We start from the raw sequence: 20,518 nt of genomic DNA, 5'->3' as shown, positions 1-20,518 counted from the left end.
CGCTGGCCGCGCTGGCCGCGCTGGCCGGGCTGGCCGCGCTGGCCGGGCTGGCCGGGCTGGCCGGGCTGTGCTCCCGCCCGCGCCCCTAACGAATTCGACGGAGTTTTTGCCGGAATCGGGCTGAAACAGTCCGGATCCGGGTTTTTAGAGCAGTATCTCCGTCGAATTGGTTCGGCACGGGAGTCAGACGGGAGTCACACGGGAGCTAGACGTCGATGGCGTAGACCAGGGACTCCTGCACCATGCCGAGCCACTCGTAGATGCCGTGCAGGAAGGGCGCCTCGTCCTCGGCGAGGTGAACGACCCCGTCGGGCGAGATCTCCAGGCGTTCGGCCAGGGTCAGGCGCAGATCGGTCAGCGTGCGGAGCCAGGACTGCACGTCGTCCCGGTCGAGGGTGATCGTCGTCGCCGGCTCGTCGAAGTCGTCGTCGTTGAGCGTCTCGGGCGCGTCGTCGGCGATCTCGTCCGCCAACTCCTCTCCGAGTGTGGCGATCACGACGCGAGCATTCCGCACCTTGCGTTCGAGCAGGTCGCCGGCCGTGAACCGGCGGAATTCCGCGGCGGCCTCCGGGTCGTCGGTGTAGGCATCCGGCAGCAGCCGTCGCAGGGCAGGGTCGACCGATGTCCCGAGCGCGTGGGACTCCGCGGCCTCCAGCAGCTCGATCAGCTGGCTTGCGGCCATGCGGAGCAGCCCGACCTCGGCCGGTTCGAACTGCGCGGTCACGCTGCCGGCGCTCTCGCCGGTGGGGCTGGCACGGCCGGCCTGACCGGCCTGACCGGCCTGACCGGCCTGGCCGTCCTGACCGGCATGGCCGCCCTTGCCGGCCTGGCCGTCCTGACCGGCATGGCCGCCCTTGCCGGCCTGGCCGTCCTGACCGGCATGGCCGCCCTTGCCGGCCTGGCTGTCCTTGCCGGCCCGGCCGTTCGAGCGGTCCCGACCGGTTTCCCCTCCTGCGGGCAGGAATTCCATCAGGTCTCGTCCTTGGCGAGGGTGGCCCAGAGCCCGTAGCCGTGCATCGCTTCCACGTGGCGTTCCATCGCTTCCCGGTTGCCGGTCGCGACCACGGCCCGGCCGTTGTTGTGTACCTGCAGCATCAGACGTTCGGCTTCCTCGGCGGAGACGCCGAAGTAGCTGCGGAACACGTAGGAGACATAGCTCATCAGGTTCACTGGGTCGTCCCAGACGATGGTGATCCAGGGGCGGTCGAGGACGACGGCTTCTCGCAGATCGACGCGTTCATCTGTTTTCGGCACCCCTTAAGCCTCACACGGAGTGGGGCGCAATTCCACCCGGTGCGGCGACCGGTGCGGCGACCGGATTCGGCGACCGGATTCCGGGGCTGAGGTCACGGCGCGTGGTGCGGCCGTCCGGCGGCGTGGCCGATGGCGGTCACGGTGAGGGTGATCAGCGCCGACAGGGCGACGCCCCAGGCGATGTTGAACGTCAGCAGCAGCGCCCCGACGCCCGCCCCGAGCAGGATCAGCACGATCGCGGCCAGGCGCCGAAACCACGGCTGGCCTTTGCCGCCGCCGAGCCGCGAGTCCGCCGCGAACCCGGTGATCGTGGACGTGACCACCACGGTCGTGACATCCTTGACCCCGATATGCCGGGCGACGGATGCCTGCAGCCCCATCACGGCGGCCAGAGAACCAGTGATCAGGAGGCCGAACGGGTGCGGCGGCACGCCGCCGCCGGCGAAGAGCACCATTGCCAGGACCAGCATGATCAGGCCCTGCGCGCCGAACAGGACGGTGGCGTGGGTGGACCAGCCGATGGCGACCGGGCGCAGCACCCGTCCGCCGACGGCGGCGCCGAGCATGAAGGTGAACAGGGCCAGCAGGGGCCCGGCCACGGGAAGTCCCGGGGCGCCCGCGATGGCCATCCCGAGGATGACGACGTTGCCGGTCATGTTGCCGGTGAAGACCTTGTCCAGGCCGAGGTATCCGACCGCGTCCGCCACGCCCGTGGAAAATGTCAGGGCCAGCATCAGCCCCAGGTGCAGATTCGCGGGGTGGCGGCGGAGTTTCTCAAGCACGGGGGTCCTATCGGAGAGCGCGACTGCGGGCTGGCGGCGGGCTGGCTGCGGGGTGGCTGCGGGGGTGGGACCGGGGCCGAATCTAGGTCTCATGATTCCACGGATGCCGGGCGCATCGGCGCAGGTCGGCGCAGGTCGGCGCAGCTGCGGCGCGTGGCTGGGCGAGGTCGGCGCGGCGAGCAGCCTGCTGACGAGCGGTCGGTCCGGCCGGTGTTCTCTCCGGTCAGTCTCTCCGGTGGTCTTTCCGGTCAGTCTCTCCGGTCAATGTCGAGACCGGTCTCGAGGTCGGAGCACTCGACCAGGTGGGCGTGGTGGGCCTGCAGATAGGGTCGGGCTCCGGTGTCGGCGCCACTTGATCGGATCAGCTCGGGCCAATGCGCGCGCCCGATCACCACGGGATGCCCCGGTCGTCCGAGGAAACCGGCCTGCCGGAGCGTGTCCGGACCGACGGATGCCTCCGATCCCGTCTTGCCGGCCCTGGTGCCGGGCAGCGGCGCGATGAGGCGTGCCACCGTGCTCGAGCGGAGCCCCGGGACGTCGACCGGCACGATCGCCACGGCTTCGGGCTCCGGCGCAAGCGACGTCGCGGCCCGGAGGCCCGCGCGGAGCGACGCGGAGAGTCCTTCCGCCCAGTCTTCGGCCTGCACCACGAGGACCGGCGGGGTCGGGGCGCCGGTCCTCGTGGCGGTGCCGGGGACATCCGTTGCCCCGGTCAGGGCGAATTCGACCAGGAGCGCCCTGGCGTCGTCGGCTCGGGCGCCGAGCACGACGATCACGGGCGAGCAGCAGGCGTCGGCGAGCGTGCGGATCGTGCGAACCAGCCAGGGGACGCCGTCGCCGCCGCCCGCAAGGGCTTTCGGCAGGCCGTACCGCGAGCCGGCGCCGGCCGCCAGCACGAGGCCGGCGATCGATGTGGGGGAGGAGGGGGGCATGCCTGCCATCGTAGGGCGCGGGCCGGTGGGGAGCCCGGTCGGCACGTCCGGCCCCTCGCACACCCGAGCCTCAGGCTTCCGCACCTCAGGTACCCGAGCCCCTAACGAATTCGACGGAGATTTTGACGATTTCGGGCCGAAACGGATGCTACGGGTCTTTTTAAAGCAGAATCTCCGTCGAATTCGTTGGGTCGCCGCCGGGACGGGACGGGGACGGGACCGGGACGGGACGGGACGGGGACGGGACGGGGACGGTGAGGGTGCCCGGGGCGGGGCCTATTCCGGGGCGAGCACCCGGCGGCCGCGCACGTAGACGCCGGTGATCGCCGGCTGGCGGAGAGCCAGCAGCAGCGCGAACAGGGTCTGTTCGGTGGCCATCGCCTCGTTATCGGCACGGATGCCGCGTTCCAGCACGCTGGCGAGCGGCTCCCAGCGGTCCGGCTCGATCAGCAGGAAGTCGGCGTCCTTGCCCACGTCGAAGTTGCCGAACCGGGTCTCCATGTCCAGCGCGCGCGCCCCGGCCAGTGTGCCCGTGAAGAGCAGAGCGGCGGGGTCGATCGACAGGCCCGCGTCACCGGGCTCGGACAGGTGCACCTTGAAGCAGTCGTTGAGCACCCGCGACACCAGCCACTCGTCGCCGGCGCCGATGTCCGAGCCGATGGCCACGTTCACGCCGAACGACGTGGTGCGCAGCCACGGCATGGTGCCCGAGCCGAGGAACTGCTGCGAGGTCGGGCAGTGCGCCACCGAGGTGCCGGTCTCGGCCAGCCGGGCGAGCTCTTCGTCCTCGCAGTGCACGGCGTGGGCGAGGATGCTGCGCCGCCCCAGCAGGCTCGACCCGCCCCGGGCGGACCCCGGCAGGAACCGGCCGTCGTACGTGTCCAGGTACGTGTCGACCTGGTAGACCGACTTCACGGCGTCGATCTCGCCGGTGCCGGGCCGGTTGTTCTCGTTCAGGTGGCTGTGGAAGTAGACGCCGCGGCCGCGCACCCCGTCGTAGAGATCGCCGAGGCCGGCCAGGGTCGTCGGCGTAACCGACAGGCTGAACCGGGGCACCACGGCCACCTGCAGCAGTGCGGTCGCCGGGTCGCCGGTGTCCACGGCGTGCCAGCGGTCGATCTCGGCCGAGACCAGGTCGAGCGCCTCGGTCTCGCCCGTGAGCAGGGCCCGGGAGGGCTCCGAGCCCACGGTCTGGATGCCGCGGCCGCTGACCAGGCGCAGGCCGGCCCGCTGCGACTCGGCGAACAGGGCGTCCTGGGCGTGGGGGAAGGCCGAGCCGAAGACGAGGGCGCTGGTCGTGCCCGCGGCGATGCGGCGCCGGGTGAAGTCCCGGGCGATGCGCTCACCGAACGCGGGGTCGCCGAGCCGGGCCTCCGCCGGGAAGACGCAGTTGTCGAGCCACTCCAGCAGTTGGCCGCCGCCGTAGGCATCCGTGGAGTAGGTCTGCGGAAAGTGCAGGTGCGTGTCCACGAAGCCGGGCAGGATGAAGCCGCCGCGATTGTCGGTCACCGGCAGGCCCGCGAAGGCCGCGGGCAGGTCGGCGAAGCTGCCCACCCAGGCGATCCGGCCCGTCTTGGTCGTGACCAGGGCGCCGTCCGGCAGGGACACCAGGTTCTCGCGGGCGGTGGCGACCGTGGGGGAGCCGGCGACGTGGAAGATGTGGCCGCGGTAGACCCGGCTGGAGGGTGTCACGGAGGGGTCCGTTCTGGCTGGTGCTGCGGGTATGGCCGGTGGCGGTGCCGCGGGTGACCGCGGGCGGGACGCCCCCAGTGTATTGGGCGACGGCCGGGAGAAACGGCTCCGGCTCAGCCTGCAGCCCGCTCGGGGTGCAGCAGCCGCCAGATCCGGTCGCGGGACATGGGCAGCTCGGTGGGACGGATGCCGATCGCGTCGCGCACCGCATTCGCCAGTGCCGGCGCCACCGGGTTGTACGGCGACTCGCTCATCGACTTGGCGCCGAACGGGCCGAGGACGTCCGACGTGTCCGCGAAGTACACCTCGGTCAGCGGCAGGTCGGCCAGCAGGGGGATGTGGTAGTTGCGCAGCACGCTGGTGGTGACGGTGCCCGCGCCGTCGAGGACGACCTCCTCGTAGAGTGCGGTGCCGATCGCCTGCGCGACCCCACCCTCGATCTGGCCGCGGCACTGCTCCGGGTTCATCACGACCCCGGCATCCGCGGCCTGGATGGACTGCAGGATGCGAACCTCGCCGGTCAGGGTGCTCACGGCCACCCGGAAGGCGTGCACGTTGAACGCCACCGAGCGGCGGGCGCCATCTTCCGCGCCGGTACCGCGCAGAACGGATGCTCCGGCGTGCTCGGCCAGCTCGGCCAGCGGCACGAACGCCGTCCCGCTGCGCAGCCCGTCGGGTTCCAGGGTCCACTCGGCGGAGGCGATCGGCGGGCGTCGCTCGCTGGCGGCCGACCGCAGCCGGGCGGCCAGGTCGTTCGCCGCGGCCAGCACGGCCTTGCCTGCGATGACGATCCCGGCCGACCCGAACGCGCCGGTGTCGTAACCGATGGCATCCGTGTCCGACTGCAGGATCTCGATCCGGTCAGGCGTCGTGCCCAGGGCGGTGGCTGCGAGCTGCGCGTGCACGGTGGTCGTGCCGTTGCCGAACTCGGCCGTGCCCACCCGCACGGTGTAGCGGCCCGGGTTGGCGGCCGTCACGTCGCCGAACGTGTCGCCGAACGTGTCGCCGAGCGTGACGGATGCCTGCGCGTAGTGACCACGCGGCGGGGTGGTCGCGATCATGGCGGTGGCCATGCCCTCGCCGACCTTCCACTCCGCGCCGGCGGGGACGGCCTGGCCGTTGCCGCGGGCCAGCGCCGCCTGGGCCAGGTCGAGGCATTGGTCGAGGCCGTAGCTGCCGAAGATCAGGTCCTCGCCCTCCACATGCGTCACCACGAGGGGGTCGGCCGGGCCGACCGAGTTCAGCCGACGCAGGTCGAACGGGTTCAGCCCCACGGTGCGGGCGAGCTCGTCCAGGGCGGACTCGACGCCGAAGATGACCTGGCCGAGGCCGTAACCGCGGAAGGCGCCGGACGGGAGGTTGTTCGTGTAGACGCTCTGCGCATCCACCCGCTTGTTGGGCACCCGGTAGAGGCTGACCGATTCGGAGCTGCCGTGGTACATCACGCCGGGGCCGTGATTGCCGTAGGCGCCGGTGTCGGCGAGCACGCCCAGCTTGAGAGCGGTGAGGCGGCCGGTGTCGTCGGCGCCGAGGGTGACGTCGATGCGCATGGGGTGCCGGGCCGGGGACAGGGTGAACTCGTCGGAGCGGCTGAACTCGTACTGCACCGGGCGCCGGGTCTTCAGCACGGCGAGGGTGACGATGTCCTCGGTCAGGATCTCCTGCTTGCCGCCGAAGCCGCCGCCGACCCGGGCGGTGAACACGCGCAGGCGGGAGGGTTCGAGGTCGAACAGGCGGCAGATCTCGCGGTGCACCAGGAACGGCACCTGGGAGCTGGTGCGCAGGATCAGGCGCTCGCCGGTGCCCTCGTTCTCGCCGTCGGGTCCGGGCTCGAGCCAGCCGATGGTGGCGTGCGTCTCCAGGTGCGTGTGCGCCACCCGCTGGGTCTGCCAGCTGCCGCTCACGGTGTGGGCGGCGCCGGCCAGGCCGGCCGCGATGTCGCCGTACTCGCCGTGCAGCTCGGCCACCAGGTTATGCTGCGGGTCGGCGAGGCGGCTGGCCGCGGCATCCTTGTCGCCGTGCACCAGGGCAGCGCCGGGCCGGAGCGCCTCGGCCGGGTCGAAGACGGCCGGGAGCGGCTCGTAGTCGACCTCGATCAGCCGGCAGGCGGCTTCGGCGATGGCGACCGTGTCCGCCACGACGGCCGCGACCCGCTGGCCGCGGAACCGCACGATCGGGTCGAGCACGAGGGTGTCGTCCGGGTCGTCGAGGCGGTCCTCGTGCCGGGCGGTGGAGTAGAGCGTTGCGGGGGAGTCGGCGTGGGTGAGCACGGCGTGCACCCCGGGCAGGGCGGCCGCCGCGTCGGTCCGGATCGAACGGATGCGCGCATGCGCCTGCGTGCTCGGCAGCACACTGAGGTGCAGCAGCCCGGGCACCGTGACGTCCAGCGTGTACGGTTCCCGCCCGCTCACCACGCGCTCGCCGGCCGGGGCGCCCAGGGAGGTGCCGACGGTGCCGGGGCGACGGCCGGTCTGGACCACCGGGCCCAGACCGGTGCGGCCGGAGCCGTCGGCGGGGGTGTGCGTGCCACGGATCGCGTCCTCGATGGCGCGGTAGCCGGTGCAGCGGCAGAGGTTGCCCTTGAGCAGGCGAGGGAGGTCGTCCAGGTCTGGTTCGGTCAGGGTGGAGGCGGTCACGATCATGCCCGCGGTGCAGAACCCGCACTGGAAGCCGGCGGCGTCCACGAAGCGCTGCTGGAGCGGGGCGAGGTCGCCGGGCCGGCCGAGCCCGGCGACCGTGGTGACGTCGGCGCCCTCGGCGCGGAACGCGGGGTAGATGCAGGAGTGCACGGGGGTGCCGTCGACCAGCACGGAGCAGGCGCCGCAGTCCCCGGTATCGCAGCCCTTCTTGACCTCGAAGTGCTCCTGGTCGCGGATGAAGGAGCGCAGGCACTGGCCGGGCGCCGGAGTGGCGTCGACCGGTTCACCGTTGATCTGGAACCTCATGGGTGCTCTCCGTTTTCGAGTGCGGCGCCTTCGAGTTCCGCGCGGATCTCCTCGCCCAGCACCCCGCTCACCGCGCGTCGCCAGTCGGCGGCGCCGTGGGCATCCGTGAACCAGTAGTCGATGGCGGCGATATCGCGGGCGAGCGCGCTCGCCGCGGGCAGTGACGGGTAGCGCAGCTGCACCGGGCGCACCGTGCCGGCGGTGACGGTGAGCACGAAACCGCCGGCCGGGTCGAGGCGACCCACGAGCACGGCGCCGGAGCGGCCGAGCGGGGAGAGGGCGATCTTGCGGTACACGGTGCGGGACGCCAGCGAGGAGGCCGGAACGTGAATGGACCGCAGCACGTCGCCGGTGCCGAGCACGTTGGTGGTGTTGCCGGTCACGAAGGCGGCGGCCGGCATCCGTTCGTCGCTGCCGTCGGCGCGCCAGATCAGCACCTCGGCCTCGAGGGCGGCCGCGAGGGTGGTCATCGGGCCGGCGGGCAGGGAGGCGCAGAGGTTGCCGCCGACGGTGGCGACATTCCAGATCTTGAAGGAGCCGTAGAGGGCGGTGCAGCACTGGAACAACAACGGATGCGCCGCCCAGCCGGGCACGGCCGGCAGCCGGGACAGCTCCGCGAGGGTGCACGTTGCCGCGATCTCGAGGCCGCTCACGCCGCCGGGGTCACCCGGGTCGGTGCCGGTCACCGCGTCGGTCACCGCGTCGGCCACCCCGTCGGCCACCGCGTCGGCCACCCCGTCGGCCACCCCGTCGGCCACGGCGTCGGCCGCCGCGTCGGCCACGGAGCCGGTCACCGTGAGCGCCGGCCAGCGCAGCGTCTGCAGGTCGACGAGCCCGGTGAGGTGCACCTGCGGGTCGGCGAACAGATCGGATCCGCCGGCCAGGGGAGCCACGCGGGGGCTCAGGGCGCGCAGATCTTCGCGGCTGCGCGCCGGGGTGATCGTCAGTACGGTGTTCAGGTCCATCGTTCCCCCTGCAGGGCAGTGTGTCGGGCGGTGCTTCCCCGGCGCCGGGTGCCGGGCTCACGCGCTGGATACCTGAAATTATCCGCGCGGAGGCCCCCGCCCGCGAGTCGACGCGCTCGCTCGCGGCATCCTCACGGCCAGGGCCGGGGGTCTGCACCCGGGGCCTCCACCCCGTGCCGCCGTGAACCTGCTTCCCCGCTGTGAACCAATTCGACGGAGATTTTGATCTAAAACGCCCGTTTTCAACGTTTTGGCGCCGATTCGGGCAAAATCTCCGTCGAATTCGTTCGGGGGCTAGTGGTCCAGACCGTGCAGCTGGTCCAGGATGTGGTCGAGCACGTCCTCGAGCAGGCCCAGGCCGTCTTTCACGCCGCCGGGGGATCCCGGCAGGTTGATGATCAGGGTGCGGCCCCGGCAGATCCCGGCGTAGCCGCGGGAGAGCACGGCCAGGGGAGTCGAGGACGAGCCGCGGCGACGCAGCTCTTCCATCAGGCCGGGGAGTTGCCGGTCGAGGAAGGGCAGCGTCTGCTCGGGCGTGTGGTCGTGGGGGCTGACGCCCGTTCCGCCGGTGGTGACGACCAGGTCGCAGCCGGAATCCACGGCCGCGGCCAGGGCTGCGCCGACCGCGTCGCCGTCGGGAACCACGCGGCGCTCCCGCAGCGTCCAGCCGCGCTCGCCGAGCCAGGCGTCGATCACGGGGCCGGTGCGGTCGGGGTAGACGCCGCCCGCCGCCCGGGTCGACGCCACGATCACCTGCGCGAAGCGCGCGGTCCGAGGCTTCGTGGGGCCCTGAGTCGGGGGCTGCGACTGATGCTGCGGCGGGGCCTGCGACGGATGCTCGGACCGCTGCCGGGCAGGAGGCGGCAACGGGGCCGGCGTCATCGCATTGCCCGTCGCCTCGCCCGTCGACTTGCTCGCTGCTGCGTTCACGTGCTCCATCCTGCCCCACTCCCGTCCGACCGCAGCCTCACCCCCGTCTACGCGCTCTGCCTCGCTCCCGACCGACCGCTGCCTCGCTCCCGTCCACGACCGCTGCCTCGCTCCTCGGTCGGGCCGGTGGGCATTGCCGGGAGGAGGGAATACGCTGGAAGGATGACGTCTTCCGTTCCACCGTCCCCCCGTGCGAACGCTCGCCCGCTGACGGACGAGGAAGTCGATCGCATTCGCAACGATTTCCCGATCCTCGCCCAGCAGGTGAACGGGCATCCGCTCAACTACCTCGACTCAGGTGCCACCTCGCAGAACCCGGTCAGCGTGATGGAGGCCGAGCAGGAGTTCTACGAGCAGCGCAACGCCGCCGTGCACCGCGGGGCGCACACTCTCGCGTTCGGCGCGACCGAGACGTTCGAGGCCGCCCGGACGACCGTCGCCGCCTTCATCGGGGCCCGGGACGACGAGGTCGTCTGGACCTCCAACGCGACCGAGGCCGTGAACCTCGTGGCCTACTCGTTCTCGAACGCGTCGCTCGGCCTCGGCGGCCCGGCGGCCCGGCGCTTCCGGCTCGGGGCGGGCGACGAGATCGTCGTCACCGAGATGGAGCACCACGCCAACCTCATCCCGTGGCAGCAGCTTGCCCTTCGCACCGGCGCGACCCTGCGGTTCATCCCGGTTCTGGACGACGGCACCCTGGACCTGGCCGCCGCGGCCGGAGTCGTCGGGCCTCGCACCCGGGTGCTGGCGTTCACTCACGCCTCGAACGTGGTCGGCACGGTCAACCCGGTCGACGAGCTCGTCGCCCTGGCCCGCTCGGTCGGCGCGCTCGTGCTGCTCGACGCCTGCCAATCGGTGCCGCACATGCCCGTGGACGTGGCCGCGCTCGACGTGGACTTCGCCGTCTTCTCCGGCCACAAAATGCTCGGCCCGACCGGGATCGGCGTGCTCTTCGGCAAGTACGAGCTGCTCGCCGACATGCCGCCGTTCCTCACCGGCGGGTCCATGATCACCACCGTCGACATGCACACCGCCGAGTTCCTGGCACCGCCGCAGCGGTTCGAGGCCGGCACCCAGCGCATCTCGCAGGCGATCGCCCTCGCCGCCGCCGTGGACTACCTGACCGAGACGGGCATGGAGCGCATCGCGGCCAGGGAGGCCGAGTTGGGCCAGCGTCTCGTCGCCGGGCTCACCGACATCCCCGGCGTGCGCCTGCTGGGGCCTCCCCTCGGGGTGGAGCGCATCGGGCTGGCCAGCTTCGACCTGGCCGGCGTGCACGCCCACGACGTGGGACAGTACCTCGACGAGGCGGGCATCGCCGTGCGGATCGGGCACCATTGCGCCCAGCCGCTGCACCGCCGTCTCGGCGTGACCGCGTCGACCCGCGCGAGCACCTACCTGTACACCACCACCGACGAGGTGGACCAGTTCCTGGCGACCCTGCGCGAGGTTGCGCCTTTCTTCGGAGTGCACTCATGACCAACAGCGCCATGCAGCAGCTGTACCAGCAGATCATCCTCGACCACGCCAAGTCCCGGCACGGCGCCTCGCCGGACGAGCTGCCTCCCCTGGCGGAGGCTGCGGCCGCAGCGGATGCCCGGGGGCTGCACCTGACCGAGTCGCACCAGGTCAACACGACCTGCGGCGACGAGGTGACGGTGCGCATGGGCGTGCGCGCCGATCCGGATCGGGCCGACGGTGATGCGGGTGGCGATGCGGTGATCGACGAGCTCGTCTGGCGCGGCGACGGATGCTCGATCTCGATGGCATCCGCCTCCGTGCTCAGCGACAGCGTGCGCGGGACCACCGTGGCGGAGTCGCGTGCCCTGCTCGACACCTTCCGGGAGATGCTGCGTTCCCGCGGCACCATCGAACCCGACGAAGAGGTGCTCGGCGACGCCGCCGCCTTCGGGGGAGTCTCCCGCTACCCGGCCAGGGTCAAGTGCGCCATGCTGGCCTGGGTCGCGTTCGAGGCGGCCCTGCTCGGTCCGTAGGACCCGTGCGTCAGCGGCTTGACGCGCGTGGACCGAACGAATTCGACGGAGATTCTGCCCAAATCAGGCTCCAACGGTCGGAATGTCTGTTTTTAGAGCAGAATCTCCGTCGAATTGGTGGGCCGCCGGACCTGCGTCGGGGCGGGCGCACCGCCCGCGCGGTGAGTGAACAACCAGCTGACGTGGGCGGCCCCGCAATTTCGTGCGGGACCCCTTTATCGACGCCGACGGGCGGCGTATTATGAGTAGTCGAAATGCGATAGCCAACGCTCGCCTGGCCGGGATTACAGCCCGGCGAACGAAGAGTACCGGCCACGATTCGCGCCAGCGGCTGTACTGCAGCCGGCACTCTCACCCAGGGAAGCACGCCGCCGTCGGCATCCGATCCGGCGCGGGATCCGTGACCAGTTCGATTGAGGAGCGCTTCCGCCGAATACCTCCAGATGCGCCAAGGAGGCGTTGAACATGCTGAAGGAACTCCACACCGTATTGCCGGCCGCCGATCTCAGACGCGCTCAAGCGTTCTATCACGATGCTCTCGAACTTGACCCCGCCGAGGCCCACGAGGAAAGCCGAACCCTCGTGTACCGCACGGGGGCCGGAGGCACGTTCGAGATCTATGAGACGAGCAACGCCGGCACCGCCCGGAACACCCAGATGTGCTGGACCACCGACGATCTCGATGCCGAAATGAGCCGGCTCCGCGAACGCGGCGTCGTGTTCGAGGACTACGACGTCCCGGGACTGAAGACCGTCAACGGTGTCGCCGCGACGGACGAGATGAAGTCGGCCTGGTTCAGGGACACCGAAGGCAATTTCATCTGCATCTTCCAGATGCTCTAGCCGGGATCGCTCAGTGCTCGCAGAGACCGCCGCAGGCAGGACGCCCTGCACGAGGTGAAGGGCCCGGCAGCGTCCGGGCCCCTCACCGGTCTGTTCCGCTACCAGCCGATGCGGCCTACAGCCCGTCTGGCTGGTGCGCCAGCTCGCGAAGCACCACGGCCACGCGCTCGGCGAAACCCTCGGGGACCTGCTCGGGCAGCGCATCCGTCGGCCACCACCGCACGTCTTCGCTTTCCGGGCTGACCACGGGCGTGGCATCCGTGGGCGCAATGGCCACATAGCCGACGTCCCAGTGCGTGGTGCAGCGGCCGAATCGTGAACTCAGCGCGTGCCGGTGCACGTCGCCCGGCGGCGGGCCCGCCGGGCCCGCCGGGCGGAGGCCGGTGATGCCGCCCTCCTCCCGGGCCTCGCGGAGGGCCGCGGCGGCCACGGATGCGTCGGCCGGCTCGACATGGCCGCCCAGTTGCACCCAGAACCGGCCCTTCTTGTGGAAGCAGAGCAGCAGGTGGCTGAGGTGCGGGTTGAAGACGAAGCAACTGGCAGTGACATGCTCGGCGCCGCCATCCCGGTCCAGGGCGGCGTCGCCTCCCGCGCGCACGAACGACAGGTACTCGGCTCGGAGGCTCGCCTGGGCGGGGTCGACGGGCAGCCAGGTGGCCAGGGACGTCTCGAAGGCCTGCGCGGTGTTCGAGTGGATGGCAGTACTCATAGAGGAAGGCTAGCCCTGCGCGGAGGCCACCCGGTCGCGCAGCGCGCTCTCCGTGCCCAGGCGGGCGAGGAGTGCCGCACCGTCGAGGCCGTTCCCGGCCGGCTTACGCAGGTCCAGGTGCGGGTAGAGCGCGCGCAGGCCCGCTTCGAAGGGGGCGGCGATCTCGGGCGCCTGCAACACGGCGCCGAGACCGCAGACGACCGGTGCCCCGAGGGGCCCTTCGCCCACGATTCGCAGCCCGGTCGAGACGGAGAGCACGAGTTCGGCGGCGGCGGCGGCGCAGATTGCGGCGGCGACGGCATCCGTCGGGGCGAGGGCCGTGACGTGGCGGGAGTAGGCGGCGATGCGGCTCACCCGGGCGGGGTCGGCCTGCAGCTGGGTGTAGGCGGTCTCGAGGTTCGGGAAGTCGCCGCGCACGAGTTCGGTCAGGGCGGTGCGGGCGCCGCGGCCGTCGTAGTCGCGCATGACCGCGTCCAGGGCGGCGCGGCCGATCCAGTACCCGCTGCCCGCGTCACCGAGCAGGTAGCCCCAGCCGTCGATGCGGGTCACCCGGTGTGAGCCGACGGCGAGGGTGACGACGCCGGTGCCGACCGCGATCACGGCCCCGAGGGTGTCGCCGAGGGCGCCGAGGTAGGAGGTCACCGAATCGTGGGCGAGTTGCACCTCCCGCACCCCGAATGCGCCCGTCGCGGCCTGCATCTGCACGGCCTGGTCGGTGGAGTTGGTGTAACCGGAGATGCCGGCGCTCACCGTGTGGATCGGCGCCCCGCAGGCCTGGGCGACCTGGGCCACCACGGCGACGAGCTGGGGGATCAGGGCAGAGTCGGTACGGATGCCGTCGAAGTCATAGAGGTCGCCGCGCCTGTCCTCGCGTCGCAGCCGGGCCCGGATGCCGGTCTGGCCGGCATCGATCGCGAGGTGGGAGGCGAGCGGTTGGACAGAGGACATGAACATGCTCCCAAGGTGGCACGACGACGGACGACTCGGCTGCGCGTCCATGAACCTGAGCTTATCTTAGGTGGATTAAGAAAGCATCCGTTCGGGGGACGGGTCGGCGGCGCCTCACCCGCTCCGCCTGGCGTAGTAATCCCGCCAGACCAGGCGATGCACCGGTATCCACCGCGGGATGTCGCGGAGTACCGGGATGAAGGACACCAGCATGAGCAGCAGGCTGAGGACCAGCATCAGGAGCACGATGAGGAGGTCCGCATTCTCGGCGGAGGCGAAGGGTTCCACCTGGTACCAGAAGGAGAACAGCCACAGCCAGGACTGGCCGGGGGTGTTTCCGGTCTCGTTCATCATTCCCCACTGATCCCCGGTCAGATGCGCCGCGGCAGCCAGATCGGGGAAGTAGGTGCCGTCCCCGAGGAAGAGCGTGCCGCGGGTGTAGTCGAAGTTGTAGAACGCGTCCTTCGCCTGCAGCACCCCGTCCAGCGCGCCCTGCTGCGCCATGGTGAGCAGGGCGCCGGTCAGCTCCGGCACGGGGCCGTAGGAGCCCCCGGCCACCCTGTCCGGGTCGTTGTCGGGCGCTTTCGCCAGCGCATCCGTGTAGGCCGTGGCCCAGTCGCCGCGTTGGGTGTCGGACGCGCTGTCCCAGATCGCCAAACCGGCCGGGGGATCGTTCAGCGTCGACAGCGGGCCGGTCACGAGATCTGTGGCCGTGTCGATCGGGATCTGCACGCCGGACAGGCTCTGGAGGTCAAGTGGGCCGATGGTCTGGGTGGCGTCGGGGGTCGAATTGTACGGTGGTCCGTAGCCGGCGGTCTCGCTGGTGCCGGCGAGCTCGGCGGTCGCGGTGGTGACGAAGTCGTCCGGCGCCGCCGCCCAGGATTTCATGGTGATGCTCTTCTCGTCCGGCGACCCGAACACGGCCGACAGGGTGAGGGTGACCAGGCCCACCACGACGAGGGCGACGGTCAGTTCCTTGAACAGGTCGTATTCGCGCACCGCGCCACGCCACGGACGGCGGGCGAGGTCGTCGCTGTCCGTGCCGCGACGGGGTGGGCGTGCCGGCGCGGCGCTCATCGGCCGGCCTCCCCGGGGGTCGCGGTCGTGGCACCGGGTGTCAGCTGGGCATCCGTCTCGGCCGCATCGATCGGCGGGACGACGCCGTGCATGCGCACCTGCAGCACGTGCAGAGCCACGATCGCGCCGACCAGAAGCGGCAGCAGCATGATGTGGAAGCCCAAGATCTGACCGAGGTCGGCCACGTTGAACCAGGCCCCGATACCGGCGGCGTTCAACGCATCCTTGCCTTCGAAGGCGATCCACTGCGAGTCGAAGTTGGTCTGCAGCAGGTAGCCCGTGAAGGCGGCGACGATCGAGATCAGGAATGACACCACGCCCGTGATCCAGGTGAGCGCGCGCCCGCCACGCCAGGCCGCCATCCAGTACTTGCCCCAGAGGTGAACGACCATGGTCATGAAGAAGAGCTCGACGTTCCACAGGTGGGTGCTGTTCACAAACCGGCCCAGGTCCGACACGTGGTACCAGGACGGTCCGTTCAGTGACAGGACGATCCCCGAGACGAAGATGTAGACGAGGGAGACGAGCGCGGCCATGCCGAAGACGTAGATCCAGGATGCGATGTAGCTGGGCTGGTCTTCCGGCAGCAGCTTGTCGGCGGGCAGGTGGCGCAGCAGCCAGCCGCGGGCCTTGCCGGTCCAGGTGTGGTACTCGGCCTCGTCCGGATCCGTGTTCTCACCCCTGGTCCCGCCCGTGGTCGCACCCCTGTGCTCGGCGGATGCGCGGGTCGGCTCGTCGCGGGGGCTCATCTGCGTTTCTTCCCGCTCGGGAAGGGCAGGATCAGGGCCAGGATGAACATGAGGATCATGACGAGGATCACGATCAGATTGCCGAGCTGGATTTGGAAGGCCCCCCAGCCGAGGTAGATGCCCGGACTGTCCAGGCCGGACAAGACACTGACGAGATGATTCATGAGCACTCCGTTGCCTCCGCGGCCGGCGCTCTCCGGGACTCCGGAAATGCGCGTCCGATGCTCGATAGGCCCGTTTTCCGTCTCGGCGCGATGACCGTCCAAAACGGTGACGGCCGAGGGTCGCCCAGGCAGCTCGGCCGGCGCCGCTGCCCCTGACGAATTCGACGGAGATTCTGCCGAAATCGTCCCGAATAAGCCGGAATCGCACTTTTTAGGACAAGACCTCCGTCGAATTGGTTCAGGGCCCGGACGGCGACGGCGACGCGAACGGCCTCAGGACGGCGACGAATCGTCGCCGTCCTGAGGCCGTTCCGCGAGGCAGCGCGGGCGCTGGCGGGTGTGCCGCCGAGATCTTTACGCCGGGACGTGGTCCAGGCGTGCAACGCCGATCTTCGAGTCAGCCATGCCGTAGAACACGAACAGCTGCCCGTCGATCTCCTCGATCGCGGTCGGGAAGACGACGTTCGGCACGATGCCGCTGATCTCGTCGGGCGTCTCCGCCTTGAGAAGCGGCTCGCTGGTGCGCTGCAGAATGATCGTGGGGTCGTCGGCGTCGAGGATCATCGCGCCGGCGGCGTAGTTGACCTTCTGCTGCTGCGAGAACGCTCCGTCGATCGTGCCGGTGACACCGTGGTGCATCAGCAGCCAGCCCTCCGGTACGCGCAGGGGGGCCGGTCCGCCGCCGATCTTGAGCGCTTCGAACGGGAATTCCGGGCCGGCCAGGAACTTGTGGCCGCCCCAGAAGGTGAGCCTCGTCAGGTCGGCGAGCACGTCGGCGACGGGCACGTAGCTGATCCAGATGCTCTGCCTGGTGTCGGTGACGCCGGCCGGGACCCGCACGCCCTCGCCGGGCTTGACCTCGCTGAGGTCCCACATCGGGCGGTGCAGTACGGCGAAGCTTTCCACGCCGTTCGGGCCGGAGACGGGCTCCGGGAAGAACACGGTGTCCTTGTTGTGGAACAGGTTCAGGTCCATGTCCAGCGCGTCGTCGTAGGCGAAGAGAGCCGGGCCAAGCCGGCGCCATTCGCGCAGGTCCGATGACACGGCGACGGCCGTGCGCGGGCCGAGGGGGCCGTAGGCGACGTAGGTCATGACGTGCAAACCGAGGCGGGGGATGAACGTGACCCGGGGGTCTTCGACGCCGGCGTTGTTCGCGCCGCGCTCCCAGCCCCGGTCGGGCTCGAGGACGATGCCCTCGCGTTCGACGCCCGTGGGGACGCCGTCCGTGATGATGACCCGGGCCAGGCCGACCCGGGAGACGTTGCCCGTCGCGACGAGGCGGGGGAGCAGGTACAGGGTCCCATCCGCGGTGTGGCCGGTCCCGGGGTTCAGGACTCCTTCGGCCTCGAGGGCGTTGCCCTTTTCCGGCGTCATGATGATGCCCATGCGGGTCAGTCGGTAGGGGAATTCTGTGGGGGTGGGCATGTCTAACCTTTCACGCCGGAGCCGATATTGTTCGACACGAAGTGCCGTTGGAAGAGGATGAACAGAAGCACAGCAGGACCGGCGAGGACGCAGGCCCCGGCAAGGACCGCCCCGAACGGGTTCGCCGCGGTGGCCGCGACGTTGCTGAGGTAGTTGGCGAGTGAAACCGCGAGCGGCTGGAGGGACGCCTCCTTGGTGATCAGGAATGGCCAGAGGAATTCGTTCCACGGGCCGATGAAGGTCAGGAGCACGACGGTCAGCAGGGCGGGCCGAACGAGAGGCAGCGCGATCCGGCGGAGAATGCGCAGCTCGCCGGCCCCGTCGATCCGCGCGGCATCGAAGAGTTCCTTCGGGATCTGCAGGAAGTACTGTCTGAAGATGATCACGGCCGTGGAGTTGATGGCGAACGGCAGGATCATGCCCACGTAGTTGTCCGCGAGACCGTAGTCCCTGGCGATCATCACGTACAGCGGGATCATCAGGAGCTGGAACGGGACCACCTGCACCAGCAGGGCGAGCGCGAAGGTGACCCCGCGGCCGCGCCACTGGAGCTGGGCGAGGGCGTAGCCCACGAGCACCCCGAACACCACGGTGCAGAGGATCACACCGCCGGTGAAGATGCCCGAGTTGAGCAGCCCCTGCATCAGGTTGATCCGGCTGTTGATGTCGCCGTAGTTGGCCAGGGTGAGGTTCGCCGGATTCGGGAAGGCGCCGGCGACCGACGGGTCGGGCGTCTCCTGCAGCGAGCCGATGACCATGTAGTAGAACGGGAACAGGAACACGAGTGCCCCCACGGCCAGGACCACGCCGCGCAGGATGTTCTGCTTGCGGGTCATGATTCGTCACCTCCCGCGAGCTTGCGCTGGATGAACGCGAGGATGAGGACTCCGATCACGAGGATGACTCCGATCGCGGCCGCCGTGTCGGGCGACCCCTGTTCGATTCCGCGCTGGTACATCATCAGTACGGGTGAGGAGGATGCCCCGTTGGGGCCGCCGCCGCCGGTGAGGAGGTACGGCTCCGTGAAGAGATTCGCCCCCGTGACGGTGGAGAGCAGCAGCACGAGCACGGTGGCGGGACGCACGCCCGGCACGGTGACCGAGAAGAAGCTGCGGATCTTGCCGGCACCATCGGTCGCTGCGGCCTCGTAGAGTTCCTCCGACACGTTCTGCAGGGCGGCCAGGTAGAGCAGGATGAAGAATCCGAGGCCCTTCCAGGTCACGAAGATCGCGATGGTGGGCATCGCCCAGGTCTCGTTGATCAGCCAGGGCGGGTCGGGTGCGAGCGGCCCGAGAATCTGGTTGACCAGGCCGTTGCCGCTGAACAGGAAGATCCAGACGCCCACGACCGCGACGCTCGCGGTCACATACGGCACGTAGTACGACACCCGCAGGAACGTGCGGAATCGCACGGCCTTGTTCAGGGCGTTGGCGAGCACGAGGGAGAGGACGACCGTCAGTGGGACGTTGATCAGCAGGAAGATCCCCACGTTGCCGAACGAACGGATGATGGCCGGGTCGCTGAGCACTTCCCGGAAATTGTCGAGGCCGACGAAGGGCCGGTCGACCTGGGCGCCTGGAGCGGCGAAGAAGTAGTCGTGGAAGGACATCCAGAAGGCGAACACGAGTGGGTACGCGAAGACCGCCAGGACGAAAATGAGGTAGGGCGTGCTGAGCAGGAGCCCGAAGGGGTTCTTTCCCAGTAAGGGGCGCCGGCGGCGCCGACGGGCGCCCCCGCCGGGAGGTGTTTGTGACCTCCCGGCGGCGGGCCGTTGTGCTGTCGAAGTGGACATTGTCGGGTTACGGCTGGGCGATCAGTTTGTCGATCTTGGCTGCCGCGCCGTCCAGGGCTGCGGGGATCTCACCCTCGCCGCTGATGACCGTCTTGGTGTACATGTCACGGAATGCCTGCCATGCGGCCACGGAGTTGGGGACGTTGGGCACCTCGACCGTGCGGGACGCCTGGTCACCGAACTGCTCGTAGGCCGGGTTGGCCGCGAAGTACTCGGGGAACACCGTGGTCAGGTCCTGGCGCAGCGGCATCTGGCCGGTCAGGTCGAGCAGCTGGCCGTCCTGTTCCTCGCTGGTCGCGAATTTCAGCACGTCCCAGGCGGTCGCCTGGTTCTTGCAGGCCGTGAACATGCCCACGTTCTTCGCATCGCTGAACGTGAAGGTCTCCTGAGCGGGTGTGCCCTCACTGGTGGGAACGGGAACCGCGCCCCAGTTGACGGCATCCTTGTACACCGACACGGCCCACGGGCCGACGATGGACATGGCCGCCTGGCCATCGGCGAAGGAGTCGCCCTGGTACTGCTCCTTGCCGGCGAGACCCTCGGCGTACAGGGTCTTCCAGAACTCCGCCACCTTGGCGCCGTCGGGGGTGTTGAAGGTGGACTTGCCGTCTTCGATCAGCTGCGTGCCACCCGTCTCGGCGGCGTACAGCGGGTAGAAGTCGAACCAGCTCTGGAAGAACTGGCTGGTGGGCGCCGGGTAGATGGCGTTGGGTGCTGCGCCGCTCTCGACCAGGGTGCGCGAGGTGGCGAGGAACTCGTCGTAGGTGGCGAGCTTCGGGTTCTCCGGGTCGAGGCCGGCTTTGGCGAACATGTCCTTGTTGTAGAAGATCATGACGGGGTTGGATTTCCACGGCATCTGGTAGAACTTGCCGTCGGCGCTCTTGTACTGCGCGGCAGCGTCGCCGGTGCGCTTCTCGATGTACGCGGTACCGTCCTTGAAGCTGGACAGGTTGACGAGACCACCCTGCTTCTCGAATTGCGGCACGGCGACGGGCGCCGTGTTGAAGACCAGGCACGGGGCGTTGCCGGCCGTGATGGCGGCTCCGATGACTTCCTCGCTGCTCTTGCCGGCCGGAATCTCCTGTGCCTTCACCTTTTCATCCGGGTTCTTGGTGTTCCAGGCCTCCACCATCTGTTTGCCCCAGGCGATTTCGGACTCGTTGTTCGAGTACCAGATGGTGATCGGTCCACGACTCGTGGCGGCATCCCCGGATGCCCCACCGGACGCGCAGGCGCTGAGCGCCAGGATCGCGGTGGCCGAAGCCGCCGTGACGGTAAGCAGACGCCTCGCCATTCGATTGTTGTGCATTTCGTTCT

At 69.8% G+C, this 20,518-nt stretch carries 20 protein-coding genes; 3 read left to right on the top strand and 17 right to left on the bottom strand.

What is annotated here, in order from left to right; translation table 11 throughout:
• Positions 1 to 205: 205 nt before the first annotated feature.
• The 8 genes from E3T37_RS17160 to E3T37_RS13165 form a co-directional block, all read right to left on the bottom strand.
• Entirely contained in the window at positions 206 to 970 is a 765-nt protein-coding gene (locus E3T37_RS17160) for a DUF2017 domain-containing protein (protein WP_198416043.1), read from the bottom strand.
• Positions 970 to 1,254 (bottom strand): ATP-dependent Clp protease adapter ClpS, encoded by a 285-nt coding sequence (clpS, locus tag E3T37_RS13195; RefSeq protein ID WP_241975831.1) that lies wholly within the window; start codon positions 1,252 to 1,254, stop codon positions 970 to 972. The genes E3T37_RS17160 and clpS overlap by 1 nt, the downstream gene beginning before the upstream one ends.
• 92 nt (positions 1,255 to 1,346) lie before the next feature.
• Positions 1,347 to 2,036 (bottom strand): YoaK family protein, encoded by a 690-nt coding sequence (locus tag E3T37_RS13190; protein WP_241975830.1) that lies wholly within the window; start codon positions 2,034 to 2,036, stop codon positions 1,347 to 1,349.
• A 248-nt stretch (positions 2,037 to 2,284) separates the two neighbouring features.
• Positions 2,285 to 2,968 carry an NTP transferase domain-containing protein gene (locus E3T37_RS13185; protein ID WP_134367501.1) on the bottom strand — a complete coding sequence of 228 codons (684 nt, stop codon included), beginning with the start codon at positions 2,966 to 2,968 and terminating at the stop codon, positions 2,285 to 2,287.
• A gap of 276 nt (positions 2,969 to 3,244) precedes the next feature.
• Positions 3,245 to 4,660, bottom strand: coding sequence for an amidohydrolase family protein (locus E3T37_RS13180; protein ID WP_134367499.1), 1,416 nt, complete (start codon positions 4,658 to 4,660; stop codon positions 3,245 to 3,247).
• A gap of 113 nt (positions 4,661 to 4,773) precedes the next feature.
• A complete protein-coding gene (locus E3T37_RS13175; protein ID WP_134367497.1) occupies positions 4,774 to 7,605 on the bottom strand; it encodes a molybdopterin cofactor-binding domain-containing protein in 2,832 nt (943 codons plus the stop codon).
• Entirely contained in the window at positions 7,602 to 8,570 is a 969-nt protein-coding gene (locus E3T37_RS13170; protein WP_241994577.1) for an FAD binding domain-containing protein, read from the bottom strand. The genes E3T37_RS13175 and E3T37_RS13170 overlap by 4 nt, the downstream gene beginning before the upstream one ends.
• A 294-nt stretch (positions 8,571 to 8,864) precedes the next feature.
• Positions 8,865 to 9,500 carry a molybdenum cofactor biosynthesis protein B gene (locus E3T37_RS13165; protein WP_241981096.1) on the bottom strand — a complete coding sequence of 212 codons (636 nt, stop codon included), beginning with the start codon at positions 9,498 to 9,500 and terminating at the stop codon, positions 8,865 to 8,867.
• A gap of 162 nt (positions 9,501 to 9,662) precedes the next feature.
• On the opposite strand from E3T37_RS13165, the gene E3T37_RS13160 reads away from it, so the two are divergent.
• From E3T37_RS13160 to E3T37_RS13150, 3 genes are all read left to right on the top strand, one after another.
• Positions 9,663 to 10,979, top strand: a complete 1,317-nt coding sequence (locus E3T37_RS13160) for an aminotransferase class V-fold PLP-dependent enzyme (RefSeq protein WP_134367495.1) — start codon at positions 9,663 to 9,665, stop codon at positions 10,977 to 10,979.
• The gene (gene sufU, locus E3T37_RS13155) at positions 10,976 to 11,494 is read left to right on the top strand and encodes a Fe-S cluster assembly sulfur transfer protein SufU (protein ID WP_134367493.1); all 519 of its coding nucleotides are present in this window, start codon (positions 10,976 to 10,978) and stop codon (positions 11,492 to 11,494) included. The genes E3T37_RS13160 and sufU overlap by 4 nt, the downstream gene beginning before the upstream one ends.
• Before the next feature lie 465 nt (positions 11,495 to 11,959).
• Positions 11,960 to 12,337 (top strand): VOC family protein, encoded by a 378-nt coding sequence (locus E3T37_RS13150; protein WP_134367491.1) that lies wholly within the window; start codon positions 11,960 to 11,962, stop codon positions 12,335 to 12,337.
• A 115-nt stretch (positions 12,338 to 12,452) separates the two neighbouring features.
• Here the strand turns inward: E3T37_RS13150 and E3T37_RS13145 are convergent, their stop codons facing one another.
• The 9 genes from E3T37_RS13145 to E3T37_RS13110 all read right to left on the bottom strand — a co-directional run bounded on the left by E3T37_RS13145 (position 12,453) and on the right by E3T37_RS13110 (position 20,510).
• Complete coding sequence (locus tag E3T37_RS13145) at positions 12,453 to 13,046, bottom strand: NUDIX domain-containing protein (protein WP_134367489.1); 594 nt, start codon at positions 13,044 to 13,046, stop codon at positions 12,453 to 12,455.
• Positions 13,047 to 13,055: 9 nt separating this feature from the next.
• The gene (locus E3T37_RS13140; protein ID WP_134367487.1) at positions 13,056 to 13,994 is read right to left on the bottom strand and encodes an N-acetylglucosamine kinase; all 939 of its coding nucleotides are present in this window, start codon (positions 13,992 to 13,994) and stop codon (positions 13,056 to 13,058) included.
• Positions 13,995 to 14,108: 114 nt separating this feature from the next.
• Positions 14,109 to 15,071, bottom strand: coding sequence for a hypothetical protein (locus E3T37_RS13135; RefSeq protein ID WP_241994576.1), 963 nt, complete (start codon positions 15,069 to 15,071; stop codon positions 14,109 to 14,111).
• The gene (locus tag E3T37_RS13130) at positions 15,068 to 15,820 is read right to left on the bottom strand and encodes a cytochrome b N-terminal domain-containing protein (protein WP_134367485.1); all 753 of its coding nucleotides are present in this window, start codon (positions 15,818 to 15,820) and stop codon (positions 15,068 to 15,070) included. The genes E3T37_RS13135 and E3T37_RS13130 overlap by 4 nt, the downstream gene beginning before the upstream one ends.
• Positions 15,817 to 15,984, bottom strand: a complete 168-nt coding sequence (locus tag E3T37_RS16915) for a hypothetical protein (RefSeq protein ID WP_166789131.1) — start codon at positions 15,982 to 15,984, stop codon at positions 15,817 to 15,819. Before E3T37_RS16915 ends, E3T37_RS13130 begins: the two co-directional genes overlap by 4 nt.
• A 354-nt stretch (positions 15,985 to 16,338) precedes the next feature.
• Complete coding sequence (locus E3T37_RS13125; protein ID WP_134367483.1) at positions 16,339 to 17,409, bottom strand: glycosidase; 1,071 nt, start codon at positions 17,407 to 17,409, stop codon at positions 16,339 to 16,341.
• A gap of 2 nt (positions 17,410 to 17,411) precedes the next feature.
• On the bottom strand, positions 17,412 to 18,245 hold the full coding sequence (locus E3T37_RS13120) for a carbohydrate ABC transporter permease (protein WP_134367481.1): 834 nt from the start codon (positions 18,243 to 18,245) through the stop codon (positions 17,412 to 17,414).
• Complete coding sequence (locus E3T37_RS13115) at positions 18,242 to 19,201, bottom strand: carbohydrate ABC transporter permease (protein ID WP_134367479.1); 960 nt, start codon at positions 19,199 to 19,201, stop codon at positions 18,242 to 18,244. Before E3T37_RS13115 ends, E3T37_RS13120 begins: the two co-directional genes overlap by 4 nt.
• A gap of 7 nt (positions 19,202 to 19,208) precedes the next feature.
• Complete coding sequence (locus E3T37_RS13110) at positions 19,209 to 20,510, bottom strand: extracellular solute-binding protein (RefSeq protein ID WP_370261701.1); 1,302 nt, start codon at positions 20,508 to 20,510, stop codon at positions 19,209 to 19,211.
• Between the last annotated feature and the right edge of the window lie 8 nt (positions 20,511 to 20,518).

Origin of the sequence: Cryobacterium sp. TMT2-10, from assembly GCF_004403075.1 — a bacterium.
Lineage (GTDB): Bacteria > Actinomycetota > Actinomycetes > Actinomycetales > Microbacteriaceae > Cryobacterium > Cryobacterium shii.
This window is presented reverse-complemented; position numbering and strand designations above follow the sequence as displayed.